The organism is Oculatella sp. FACHB-28, from assembly GCF_014696015.1.
GTDB lineage: Bacteria > Cyanobacteriota > Cyanobacteriia > Elainellales > Elainellaceae > JAAUTN01.
In genome coordinates this window covers 70,329-83,533 of the sequence record NZ_JACJPJ010000098.1, presented here as the reverse complement: position 1 = coordinate 83,533, position 13,205 = coordinate 70,329, and the positions used below count along the sequence as shown (strand labels likewise).

The window sequence follows — 13,205 nt, the reverse complement described above, 5'->3', positions numbered from 1 at the left end:
AGTCTCTATCAACCGATCACCAGACAATGCCTAACCTAGAATCATCTCTTTCCCAACAGCCCGAACCGCTTCAACAGCAGTCAGAAAAGCAGCCAGAGAAAGTCTACCTGCCGCGCACCAGCGAATCTGAGCATTTAAGAAAAATTCGTCACACCGCTTCACATGTGATGGCGATGGCCGTACAAAAGCTATTTCCCAAGGCGCAGGTAACTATTGGACCCTGGATCGAAAACGGTTTTTATTACGACTTTGACAGTCCTGAACCGTTTACCGAGAAAGACTTAAAGGCAATTAAGAAGGAGATGACTAAGATCATCAACCGAAAGCTGCCCGTGACGCGGGAAGAAATCAGCCGGGAAGAAGCTGAACGCCGCATTAAGGAAATTAATGAGCCTTACAAATTAGAAATCCTGGAAGGGCTAGAAGCCCCGATTACGATTTACCATTTGGGTGACCAGTGGTGGGATTTGTGTGCTGGTCCGCACCTGGAGAGCACGGTTGAACTAAATCCTGATGCGATCGCCCTCGAAAGCGTGGCGGGTGCCTACTGGCGCGGCGACGAAACCAAAGCGCAGCTTCAGCGTATCTATGGCACTGCTTGGGAAACGCCAGAGCAGTTAGCTGAATATAAGCGCCGCAAAGAAGAAGCCCTTAAGCGCGACCACCGCAAGCTGGGCAAAGAACTAGGGCTATTTATCTTCGCCGATCCGGTTGGACCGGGTTTGCCGCTGTGGACTCCTAAGGGAACGGTATTGCGGTCGACGCTAGAAGATTTCCTTAAGCAAGAGCAAGTCAAGCGTGGTTATCTGCCTGTCGTTACACCGCATATTGGACGGGTTGACCTGTTCAAAATTTCGGGACACTGGCAAAACTACAAAGAAGACATGTTCCCGATGATGGCGGAAGATGACGACTCCCGTCAGGCAGAACAGGGCTTTGCGCTAAAGCCAATGAACTGTCCCTTCCACATTCAGATCTATAAGAGTGAATTGCGCTCTTATCGGGAACTGCCCATGCGGCTGGCAGAGTTTGGCACAGTCTACCGCTACGAGCAATCGGGCGAACTGGGCGGACTAACCCGCGTTCGGGGCTTTACGGTGGATGACTCCCACCTATTTGTCACGCCCGAACAGCTGGATGAGGAATTCCTCAGCGTCGTGGACTTAACCCTGTCGGTGTTTAAGAATCTGCAGCTGAAAAACTTCAGAGCCAGACTCAGCTTCCGTGACCCTGCGCTAGATAAATATATTGGCTCCGATGAAGCCTGGGATAAGGCAGAATCTGCCATTCGCCGTGCGGTAGAAACGCTAGGCATGGATCACTTTGAAGGCATTGGGGAAGCAGCTTTCTACGGGCCAAAACTCGACTTTATCTTCCAGGATGCGCTCGATCGCGAGTGGCAGTTGGGTACGGCGCAGGTTGATTACAACTTACCCGAACGGTTTGACCTAGAGTATGTGGCGGAGGACGGTAGCCGCAAGCGCCCTGTGATGATTCACCGCGCTCCGTTTGGCTCTCTCGAACGGTTAGTTGGCATTCTCATTGAGGAGTATGCAGGTGACTTCCCGCTATGGCTATCTCCGGTTCAGGTACGCCTGTTGCCGGTGGGTGAAGAGCAGTTGCCTTTCGCTAAAGAAGTTGCAGCTAAGATGCGATCGCTCAACATCCGCGTCGAAGTGGATAACAGTGGCGATCGCCTTGGCAAACAAATCCGCAATGCTGAGAAGGAAAAGATTCCGGTCATGTCCGTCATTGGCGCAAAGGAAGTGGAAGCCAATTCTCTCAGCGTCCGTATTCGTGAAGCCGGAAAGGAAACGCAGGATCTCGGCGCAATTCCAGTTGAGCAAGTGATTGAGCGGGTGAAAGGGGCGATCGCTCACTACAGCCACTTCTAACCAAACTTGATAGGGTGCGTCGTGACGCACCCTACTTCTTAGCGCCTATGGGTATTAGGTGTTCCTGAACTGTGGCGCTACGAGAATGGCAGGTTAAAGGTTAGCGTTCTTCAAGCTGGTAAATACAGTGAATCTGAGACCAGTCCGACCTTCCCTAATTCGCCTATTGTTGAAACCATTCCTCAGTTCATAGAACAGAGCAAAAGTAAGGGTACAAGCCCTGCTTTAAGGGCATTTCGGTAGTGGGTAAAGGATAAAATTTACTAGAAAGAGGAAATCTCTCCATCTGGGGCGGTTGTCTGGGATGAATTCTATTGGCTCAAGATCTATCTTGAAAGAGCTGATGAATTGGATTTTGTGTTTTGAGTTTGAAGATTGCCACGCCACAAGAGCAAGACCGTGAGGCGCTTAACCGCCTTCTCAACATTCAGACGATCTATTATGAACCCGCTGTTTTAGAAGTTCCGCGAGGGCAGGAGATTTTTGCTCAATATTCCGATACGCAGCGAATTGAGGTCGAGTCACACTGGCAGATTCCTGAACTACATGGCAACGAGGGAGCCGTAGAAGACTGGAACCGGAGCAAGCGAAGTGTCTTAATTCTGGGTGTGAAAAAGTCACTTCAGGCACGTCCTAACTCTCGCAGTTCTGACTTTATTGCACCTTCCCATGCAAATGGCTGTGCGATGGCTTGTTCATACTGCTACGTGGCCCGGCGCAAGGGCTTTGCTAATCCTATTACTACATTTGTCAACATCGAGCAGATTCAGCGATATCTTCAGCGTCAATGTGAAGGATATCATTCAGCTTTTTCGCACCATTCCAAATGCAAAAGCAACGTTTGCCACAAAGCGTGTTAATCGTGCGTTGCTTGACTATGACCCACAGGGCAAGACTCGCATTCGGTTTAGCTTAATGCCTCAGTCAAGAGCCCAGATTGTGGACATTCGCACTTCTAGTATTGGCGATCGCATCTCCGCCATCAACGACTTTGTCGAAGCGGGTTATGAAGTTCACATTAACCTTGCACCGGTGATCTACACCGATACTTGGCTGACTGACTACGAGGAGCTGTTGCAGCAGATCGACGACACGCTGTCACCCCAAGCAAAAGCCCAACTGAAAGCAGAAATCATTTTCCTGACTCATAACGATAAACTGCACGCGGTTAACATGGGCTGGCATCCGCAAGGAGAGACCCTACTCTGGCAACCTGATTTGCAGGAACAGAAGCATTCTCAGACGGGTGGCAAGAATGTCCGCTATAAGCGCGGCTTTAAAGGAACTCTCGTGGATGCCCTTACTCAGTTAATGCAGGAGCGCTTACCCTATTGCACCATTCGCTACGCGTTTTAGATGAGAGGATTAGAGTAGGTCTGTGGGCATCCAAGAAACCACCCTTAAAACCTGCTCCTTGTATCTTTCGGAGATAGTTGTTATTGGTCTAAATTGCTATCTATCGTGCTATCAATTCCCCCTGACTGCAAGAACTCACGCCAAGTCGTATCGACACTTAGATCATCAGGTTGGCTGCGCTTTAACTCAAATAGGAGAGTAAGGGCATCGTACCAAATGCCATCCTCTTGATATAGTGCAATACGCCGGGCAGGGGGAGATTGCTCAATTTGACTCAGACGGACTGGGTTTAGCTCGATACGTTGAATGCTGCCTGTAACAAACTGATCTTCGATACGATTGTCTGGGTTGCAAATGATAGCAAATGACCATGTATAGAGACTGCCAATTTCTAAAGGAGCAACCTGCTCGGGAAGGGAAACGCTGATTAAAGTAGGAGTATCCGTCAGGGGGACTGTTGTTCGATAAATGCCTCGTCCGTCTCGGCTGCGAAGGCTAAACTCTGCGTTCTCGGCACTGGTGCTGGGCACGTATACCAGAAACGTAGGGTGCTCTGCCAGGCTTAAACCCGGTGTAGTCGTTGGGCTAAGAGCAGTCAATAAGGGATCGGTTGTTGCCGCGATCGCATCTTGGGGGCAGGTGGATGCACTGCGACGTCCTCCTGCGGCTGAGCTACCTGGATTGTTAGGCGGGGGTGGAGGTAGGGTTTGCTTGAGCGTCTGCTGAACAGCCATTGCTTGGGGGGCGATCGCCAGTTCTAAAATCAAGACAACTGCAATAGATAGGCGGCACAGCAAAGATTGGATGTAAGTCATGACGTTGTTATAACCGGTTTTCTAGAAGGGCAAAACTTAAGTATCAGGGAAACGGTGGATTAGGTAACTCCTTTCAGTGTTGCCACGTGAACAAGTGGCTGGTTGATTGGAGGAGCTCTGCACGACTGGCTCAGGAGTGATAGCCCTCAGGAGAACCTCTCCAGTGGAAGTAGTTTGCCATCCCGTAGCTTCGGTGAGTGGGATATTGGGGACGTGGGGAGGGTTTGCGATAAATTCCCCGGACCCCCGTGTCTCTATGTCTCCCCGACCTTCCCCCTCATCCCTTTGCTGAGTTATTGTTAACCTGCGTCTATCCTGCCAACCTGCGTCATCGTCTAGTTGCTGTTCGAGGTTGGGGGGCAAACCCCCTCGACCACTAATGACGAATGAATTGCCCTCGTCTGCCGGACAGCCTTGAGCAATTAACTGGGATGAGTCTACTAAGTCAGCGGGGAGTTCAACTAAACCGGGTGTGGGATCAGTTCCGGTAAGGGTGAGGGCAATGGTTCCATCTAGAGCGGTATTTGCGCCTGTAGCGGTGATGTCGCTTAAAGGGGTAGGAGTAAGACGCGGCTGGATACCCAAAATACCAGATGCGTTGATGCTGATGTTGCCACCCCGAAAATTCTCTGAATTGGCGCTGATATTGCTATCTTCGTTGGACACAGCAATTAGAAATTGAGTATTGATTGCAATGTTGCCGCCAGGAATGTTGCTTCCAGTGGCGTTGGTTGTGATGTTGCTACCGTTGCGTAGGAGAATGAGGGGCGATCGCAAGTTGATATTACCCCCACCACCAGCCGTGTCCGCCCGAATACGTCCTTGATTATTGAGAAAGATCTGACCTGCATCCACAAACAGGGAACCTGCACGTCCCCGACCTGAACTACTCACCGTCACTTCTGCCTGATCTTGAATGTTCAGCGTTCCGGTCTGTAGGTTTAGGTTACCGCCTGCTCCCCTGCCGCTGGTTTCGGCTGAGATGATGGAGCCATTACCTGTTAACGTGATAGACTCTGGAGCCGTAATGGTCAGCGCTCCACCTCGACCGCCACCAGAGGTGGAAGCAGAAATTTGTGCTCCTTCCTGTAGCTGCACTGTTATGCTCTGCCCGTCCCCCTGGGGCTGAATCCTCAAGTTGCCTGCATCAGCATCGGTGGTCGTTTGAGCGAACAGTCCGCTTGATGCACTAGAGAGCCGCAGATTAGATGAGTTTACTGTGATGTCTCCGGCATCCCCTTGTCCTGCAGTGCTGCTGACCAGACGACCGCCATTCAGCAATGAGAGAAAGTCAGTAGTAAGGGCGATCGCCCCGCCTGCACCACTAGAGTTAACTTCAGTGTTGGTAAACAGTCCACTAGCCGCACTCACCGGATCAACCGTAGTTCTGCCAAACCGAGCTAGTCGAGCGTCAAAGGTAGAGTCACTGCCTGCGATGTAGAGGCGATCGCCCGCATTCACAGTGATGCTTCCCGCTTGACCGCTACTAAAAGCAGTGGTGAGTAGTTGTCCGCCCCCAGTTAGATCAACAGTTTCAGCATTCACAATAATTTCACCCCCTCTTTCGGTGCTGGAAGAGCGGGCACTCAAGACTGCTCCCTCCTCTACCCGCAAGGCGTTAGTATCGATACGAATGGCACCGCCCCGCCCTGTTGATGTGTTCTCTGTATTGGTGAGCAAGCCGCTGGAAAATCCAAAGGAACTGGTGCCGGAGAGCGTCACTGCATCGGTCGCCCGAACTCGAATGTTGCCTGCATCCCCTCGTCCAGACGTACTGGCAACCAATCGCCCACCCGCTTCAACGGTCAGTTCGCCCGTCGCTATCCGAATACTTCCTCCGCGCCCGATCGAGTTTGGTTCTGTATTGGCATATAGCCCACTGGCTGGACCTGCACTAATCGCATCAATCTCATCATCAGGTTGAGGAACACGACTGGTGTAGTTTGCATCTGTTCCAGAAATGGCTACCCGCTCTCTAGCGTTAATTGAGATATTTCCGGCTCGCCCCTGACCTAACGTAGTCGTCGCCAATTGTGCTCCATTGATCAATGAAACTGAGTCTGCTGTGATCTCGATTTGCCCTCCGATTCCGATGGCTCCAGCGTCTACACGAGTGTTAATCGCACTGGCGGATACGCGATTTGCTCCATCCAGAAGAACGGTATCACGAGCATCAACCGTTACATTCCCAGCATCACCGCGTCCCCTAGTGCTGGTAGACAGTTGAGCACCATTGAGCAGAGTGAGCGATCGCGCAGCAATATCAATATCACCGCTTCTACCAATGGCATCTCGATCTAATGTGCTGACAGCATCTCCACCATTAAAGGAAACGGTATCCCTTGCCTGAATTCGGATGTTTCCAGCCCTGCCTTGTCCCTCAGCATTGGTGATAATCCTTCCCCGATCAGAAACGGAAAGTGAGCCTGTGGTGATGATGACATCTCCTCCGTTGCCCGTTGATCCTTCCGTTGCTGAGGTGAATATTCCACTGCGGTTGGTAGTCTGAACGGGGGCTGTACCACGAATCTGTATAGCGTTACGAGCCTCGATAGTGACGCGACCTGAGTTACCCGTTCCACCAACATTTGCAGTATTGATTGCCCCTCCATTGGTCAGAAACAGTGAGCCAGTTGTGATATTTACCGCCCCTCCCTGCCCCACCGCTCCTGGCTCCACTCGTGTAAAAATAGTGCTTGCAATGGTGCCATCGGAAGACTCACCATCCAGGGAAACGCGATCGCGCGCATTGATGGTAATGTTGCTGGCATTCCCCTGTCCAGAAGTTCCAGCAACCATTTGAGCCCCATTGGTGAGAGTGAGTGCCCCCGTCGTGATATTGATACCGCCAGCATTACCGATAGCAGTTGAGCCCACCGTGTTGGATATCTGTCCACCCTCCATCAAGACGGTGTCGCGAGCATTGATATTGACACTGCCACTATCCCCTTGCCCTAGCGTGGATAACAGCATCCTAGCGTTTTCTGTAAAAGCAAGTGACTCCGTAGTAATGTTAATGTCACCACCGTTGCCAATACCCGTTGGTTCCACATAATTGAATACAGCACTGTCCTCTGAAAGAACGGTATCACGGGCATTGATATTAAGATTGCCAACGTCTCCTCTCCCTGCTGTGAATAGAATGAGTTGAGCGTTCTCGGTAAGAGCAAGAGACCCTGTGTTGATATTGATGTTGCCACCGTTGCCGGTGCCCGTTGGTTCTACGGTATTGTATACAAAACTGTTGTTGAACAAGACGCGATCGCGAGCGTTGATGAAGATATCACTCGCATCCGTTTGCTGAGAGGTATTGGAAATTAAAAGTGTACCGTCGAACAGGATTGTTCCCGCTGAGATTGTTATATTTCCCGTATTGCCACTGCTGCCAGGTTCGGCTGTGCTGAGTAACCTATTTCCCAGGATCGTGATGCGATCGCCCGCTGCGAGATAGATGCTGCCGGTATTTCCCTGTCCAGCCAGAATGTTGGTTACGGGAGTGTTGGAAATTGTGATCGAGCCAGTTGCATTTAGCTCAAGATCCCCAGTTTGAGCATTGGGAGATCCTGTATCTCTTAGAACTCCAACTCGAAGTGACCCTCCAAAAACCTCAATGTTTTGGGCAAGAATTCTGATACTGCTGCCACTGTCTCCTTCGACACTAACATCAGGACTACCATTCCTTAAGAAAACATCCGCTCTGGTTACTTCATCGGGTATATTTAATCGCCAATTCTCGCGCACCGTGGATAACCCAACAATTCCCACCTCACCAACACTTCCTAATTCGACATGGCTTCCTGGGCTAATCAGCCGCCCGCCATCTAGTTGAATTTCTCCTCCAACCAGCAATAGATTCTGTCTAGGAAGAACTTGTAAACCCTGCTCGTTAAAGATGGATTGGTTAACAATAGGCTGTGGAGTGGGTTGGTTGAAGAAGAGCGCATTGGGATTGATGCTTAGCAATTGATTGGGCAGGGGTTGAGCTATATCGCTGCTGAACACTTCGCCATTGGGAAAGCCGATCGCATCCGCAGTCGTAGCAACGAATGAGCCACCGATATTAAGTGATGCATTCGGCCCAAATAGAATGCCATTGGGATTGAGCAAAAATAGGTTAGCAGTCCCATTCGCTCGAATCACGCCATCAATCTCTGAGACTGACCCGCCTGTAACGCGGCTGAAAATGTTTTGGATACCGGCAGCATTATTAAAGAAGGCAGAACCGTCAGTAGGCACCGAAAACTGGCTAAAACTGTGGAATAGATTTCCCCCTCGCCTTGCTCCACCATCAATCTGAAAATTGGGGTTGCCTGTAACTTGCGATCGCTCCCCCGTAGGCAGAGTAACATCAGGAATGACCTCTGCAACACTGGGTTGCACCCAACCTAATACTGCTACAGCACTGGTCAGCAAAACCCATATATTCAGATGCCACTTACTCATCCAGTTTCGTCCCCAGAATTGAATAATTTGGTGCAGACAGTCTTGTTGCATAAGTGCGATCGCGCTATCCGTGGCTAATCCTCTCCTAAACGCCATACAGTTATCCCGATTCAGCCATTATTTTCTGGCTGACTTGCTTTCAGTCAATATTTAACGGGTAGGGACTCTACAGCTCCTTCTCAAATTTCCGTTTTTTATTGTCGTATTTATTTTTCAACATTTCTTCATTTCTTACCACTTAAGTTCATTGAGTTAACTCTTAACTTAAGCTGACATCAGGTTATTGCTCAATTAAATTCGATTTAGGCTACCTATATCTTAATAAAGCGTTATAACTCTATAAGTCGGAGTATCTATATTGTGCTGATACCCCATTTGTTTGAAATGACTCTGATACCACTTAGAGCCCAATTTGAGGTAGTAATGTAGCGATCGCTACAAAATTTCTCACCCTTAGAAGAGTGGTTGAGAATGTTCTGTCTATGCTGTTACGAGTGTTATGTCGCAAAAACTGTTTAAGGACAAACAATCTGTATTATTTGGATACTCGAAACGTAATTCCAAAGAGTGCTTAAATAAACTTGGCTGAGAGACTCTACTTTCTTAAGGGCGTTGTTGAATGCGGGTATGATTCACGGGTCTCAATCTCCTCTGTAGGGCATGGCAATGCCATGCCCCTACAAAAATTCATATATCAGGTCAGCAATGCCTCCTTGAGCAATTCCATTAACTTGTCCCTTGCGGATCATATTCATCGCTTCAATCCCACTGGAAGTTCTTCTCGCGCTATTGAACGATTTGAATCCCATCATCGCTTCACAACACGGTTGATGCTTCAATGATCTTGCTCAACGAGGTTATTCAAATATTTGCTTTGCCTCAATTCGGTCTTATTTCCAATCGTCTCATCTTCCTTAAGAGTCCCGTTGCCGCTGAGTAAGCGATATCCTCGTCCACCGTAATCACCCGTGGAGGCTAAGTGTGCTGTACTTGGGCGATCGGCAAAAAGCCAATCGAAAAAACCAGCGTGGACAAACCAGGATTAAAACACCTTGTATGGATAACCTCCTGAATTGATAGCCTTGACTGGTTTTATAGAACTACAGCCGTTTTCACTCGTATAAACCACAGACCGCTATAGGGGCAGTTCACGAACCGCCCCTACGCTAGGCTTACCCATCCGAAAATGGCTGTAAGTTTTGGTAACTTCCATAAATTAGCTACAAAAAATTAGCTACAAAACAACAGTAAAACCTTTTTTATTTCAAGTAGTGTTCTAGATGTTCCACAAGATGTTTCTTTAAAACGATCACCATTTGCTACTCCTTGCCACGATTGGGTGAGGAGTCTCAGGAGTTGGACGTGCTTGAGGTACAAACAGCGTTTCAGGGAAGAAGGAATGACCAGAAATTTCAATACTCTGATTTCACCTTCACTATCTGAGCCAGTTACCTTCAATAGTTAGTAGTGTTGCAAAATGGTAGTTCTGTCGCAAAAAAATTGACTACTCTATATCAAGGACAAAAGTTTGTTAGAATCCCGCATCGGTTTCCTAAGCATATTGTCCCTAAAAATTCTTGCGACAGAACCGGAACAAGCACTTTAACAGTACGGCTCCAGAGGAGCCTAGCTCACCAAGCTCACCTCTCCTGTATCAAGGTCGTAGTAGGCTCCAACCACCTTAAGCTTGCCTTGTTCTACTGCGTTGGCAATGACTGAAGAGGTTTGTAGCCGTTGCACCTGAAGTCGAACATTCTCCTTGATCGCATTCGTTAGTCGATCGCCTGATTGTCCTTCAGATGCTGCAACGGCAGGTCGGATGGCATACACGAGGGACTCAATCACACCAGGAAGTTCTGTACCAGCTTCTAGAGCAGCTTGGACTGCACCACAGCGTTCATGTCCTAAGACGAGGAGTAATGGTGCTCCCAGCACACCAACGGCAAACTCTTCACTCGCAATGTCCTCTGTAATGGCAATATTGCCTGCAACCCGTACCACAAAGAGGTCGCCAATGCCCTGATCAAAAACGATTTCTGGAACAACCCGCGAATCCGCACAACCGAGAATCGCAACAAAGGGAGCCTGTCCAGTTGCCACCTGCGCAATGCGAACGCTGTCTTGATTCGGATTCAGCCGTCTATTTGTCACAAAGCGCTGGTTGCCTTCCATCAACTTGGCTAGTGCTTCATCGGGAGTCAAAGTGGATGAAGCCGTATACGGAGCACTGCCCGAAGCTTGAGCCACTTGAGTTCGATCGGCTCGGTTTTGAACGGTACGAGCCAGCGCTCCAGACCCTAACCAAGCAGTGAGCGAAGTTGCACCCACGAAGGCACTGCCCAATTGCAAAATGTTTCTTCTTGAAACCAAAGATTTATCTGAATTCTGCTTCATATTCTCTCCTCTCTGCGTAGATCTCCATCACAATTCGATCGCCCCGCAAAACAAGCTCAGCCGCTCAAGACGGTAGAAGCTTGCTGTACTAATGAGTGCGATCGAGGTTGATTGAGTTTCGAAACAGCTTACCATAGATTAATATCAATTCTCGCGAAATGAACCATTGAGTTTAATCGATGGTTTTCATTAGTGCAACACGGCCCGATCGCACCGTCACTGTTTTTTATTCCTGCTTAAATGAGTAGAAGAGACGCATTGTGCCATTGATAAAACCCAATCCCGCACAAAGGCTCAACCAAAGCATGACATCCAACATCGCTCGGAACAGTTTGTCGTAGCCAAAGATGCGATCGCTCACCATCCCTAACAGCCAGGGCATTATCAGTAGTACTATCGCTGGGAAAAACATCCATCCGATGCCCAAAATGAGTTGCCATTTAGGCATCGTGTAGGTCTTTCGTCTCCACTGGGAAAGGTGAAGCAGGCTGCGAATCGCAAACGCCATACCGATGACCGTGACAATTGCAACACTGATACCCCAAGAATTAATGCTGAAACCACCTGAAGGAAACGTTCCATCAGTGAGCAATTGAATCAATCCCGTTTTGATTTGCGGCAGGGCGAAGGCGATCAGTGGCAAAGCACTGATGTTATAGAGCAGAGCGATACCATATTTTTCGTTCGGCAACACAACAGCATCAGTATAGAAAGTAGACAGAATGCCATTATGCTGAAGAACTTGCCTGCCATTTTCTGTTGTGGCAAACCATCCCATCGCATAGGAACTGTCAAGCTGTTGTGGAGGCGTATGCATAAGGGACATGCTGCTTGGAGTTAGCAGTTGTGTGTTCTGAAACTGCCCCTCGTGACTTTGCAGAATGAGATACTTTGCCATGTCCTCAGCAGTAGAAATAATGCCCGCATTGCCACCTAAGTAGGCTGATAGCTCTGGATATGCAAACGGGACAGCAAACGTCATCAGATGTCCCGATGCCAAACGTTTGGCTTGTTGCTGTGCTTCAGCCATTGTCGTTGCATGGAAGGTCTGTAACATTTGAAGCGGCGCAAAGATGTGCGATCGCAAATAGTCTGAAAAGGGTTGACCGCTGACCACTTCCACCACTCTCGCCAAAACATCATAGTTAGGATTGAAATAGTGAAACTCAGTTCCGGGAGCTGCAACTGGATGGGCTTTGTGCAAACTGTTTACTCGTTCTGCATTGGTTGTGGGTTGAGGTTGCAGTGACTCCGGAAAGCCACGATCAGACAATCCACTGGTCTGATTTAGCAACTAGGGAAGTGAGTTTTAAGGTGAGTGAAGGTCGGAGAGAAGATAATACTACCATCACTTGCTCTCACGGTAATGCTGCGTAGCTTCGTGTGGGGCAATTCCAGGAGACGATCTGCTAAACCCATCTCCTCCATAATTTCCATTGCGGAGGGTTGGAGGGTATCTCCTCGAAAGTCGCGATCGAAGTCCCGATGGGCTTCCAAAAGCGTTACGGCAATGCCTTGACGAGCTAGAAGTAATGATAGAACTGCGCCTGCTGGGTCACCTCCGATAATGCAGCAGTCTACTTCCTGTACATCTGCTATTTCATGAGTCTGGGAAACTGGCTCAGTTTGAGGTGAACTGGAATGGATTGACATCGCGAACCTCCTCGGGATGTTTTGCTCCCTCTTCTACAAAGCTCAATTAACAGAGCCTTGGCGAAGGAAATAAATGCTCCCACGATTCTCTTGTAAGCTGCCACTCAATCTGATTCCATCCTCGCACATTCATCCAATCAGGACTGGGTTGTATACCAATCTCAACGAATCCGTAACGTTTTGCTAGTCGGGATACCCTCAGGTTAGCGCTCACAGAAATACCGATGATTTCTTTTAGCCCCAAATCGCGAAACCCAAAGTCAATTAACGCCTTACCGATCTCAATCGCGTAGGCATAACGTCCCCAAAATTGAGGTGCCAGTTCAATTCCCAGTTCTGCTTGTTCGGAGCCATAGCCATTCTGTCGCAAACCGCCGCAGCCAACTAACTCTAGAGTCCGGTGATCGACGATCGCTAACTGGTAATTGCGTCGAGGAATTTCGGTTGCCCACTGTCTGAACCGTTGAAACAGTTCTTGAATAAACTCTGGTGTCGATTCTTCTGCTGAACAAAATTCGGCATATCGAGGCTCAGCATGATAGGCAAGAAATGCAGGCTCATCCTCTTGAACAAAATCACGCAGAATAAATCTCTTGGTAATAATCTCCATAATCAGTACTCTGCCCTCTTATTGCTCAGTGTAGTTACT

At 48.9% G+C, this 13,205-nt stretch carries 6 protein-coding genes and 3 pseudogenes; 2 read left to right on the top strand and 7 right to left on the bottom strand.

Features of this window, described 5'->3' with window-relative positions; all coding sequences use genetic code 11:
* Positions 1-26 precede the first annotated feature (26 nt).
* Both thrS and H6F88_RS34695 read left to right on the top strand, forming a co-directional pair.
* The gene (gene thrS, locus H6F88_RS27600; protein WP_190646019.1) at positions 27-1,895 is read left to right on the top strand and encodes a threonine--tRNA ligase; all 1,869 of its coding nucleotides are present in this window, start codon (positions 27-29) and stop codon (positions 1,893-1,895) included.
* Between the two features lie 374 nt (positions 1,896-2,269).
* Positions 2,270-3,251: pseudogene (locus tag H6F88_RS34695) on the top strand (spore photoproduct lyase family protein).
* An 80-nt stretch (positions 3,252-3,331) separates the two neighbouring features.
* Here the strand turns inward: H6F88_RS34695 and H6F88_RS27590 are convergent.
* The 7 genes and pseudogenes from H6F88_RS27590 to H6F88_RS27565 all read right to left on the bottom strand — a co-directional run bounded on the left by H6F88_RS27590 (position 3,332) and on the right by H6F88_RS27565 (position 13,166).
* Positions 3,332-4,066: a DUF928 domain-containing protein gene (locus tag H6F88_RS27590; RefSeq protein WP_190646018.1), complete on the bottom strand. Its 735-nt coding sequence runs from the start codon at positions 4,064-4,066 to the stop codon at positions 3,332-3,334.
* 36 nt (positions 4,067-4,102) lie between these two features.
* Positions 4,103-8,605 carry a filamentous hemagglutinin N-terminal domain-containing protein gene (locus tag H6F88_RS27585; RefSeq protein WP_190646017.1) on the bottom strand — a complete coding sequence of 1,501 codons (4,503 nt, stop codon included), beginning with the start codon at positions 8,603-8,605 and terminating at the stop codon, positions 4,103-4,105.
* Between the two features lie 581 nt (positions 8,606-9,186).
* Positions 9,187-9,386: pseudogene (locus tag H6F88_RS33695) on the bottom strand (DDE-type integrase/transposase/recombinase); the annotation flags it as partial.
* Positions 9,387-10,135: 749 nt separating this feature from the next.
* A complete protein-coding gene (locus H6F88_RS27580) occupies positions 10,136-10,903 on the bottom strand; it encodes a carbonic anhydrase (RefSeq protein WP_190646016.1) in 768 nt (255 codons plus the stop codon).
* Positions 10,904-11,129: 226 nt separating this feature from the next.
* Positions 11,130-12,176, bottom strand: coding sequence for a serine hydrolase domain-containing protein (locus H6F88_RS27575; protein ID WP_190646015.1), 1,047 nt, complete (start codon positions 12,174-12,176; stop codon positions 11,130-11,132).
* Positions 12,177-12,199: 23 nt separating this feature from the next.
* Positions 12,200-12,556 (bottom strand): annotated as a pseudogene (locus tag H6F88_RS27570) (FAD-dependent monooxygenase); the annotation flags it as partial.
* A 46-nt stretch (positions 12,557-12,602) separates the two neighbouring features.
* Positions 12,603-13,166 carry a GNAT family N-acetyltransferase gene (locus H6F88_RS27565; RefSeq protein ID WP_190646013.1) on the bottom strand — a complete coding sequence of 188 codons (564 nt, stop codon included), beginning with the start codon at positions 13,164-13,166 and terminating at the stop codon, positions 12,603-12,605.
* Positions 13,167-13,205 lie beyond the last annotated feature (39 nt).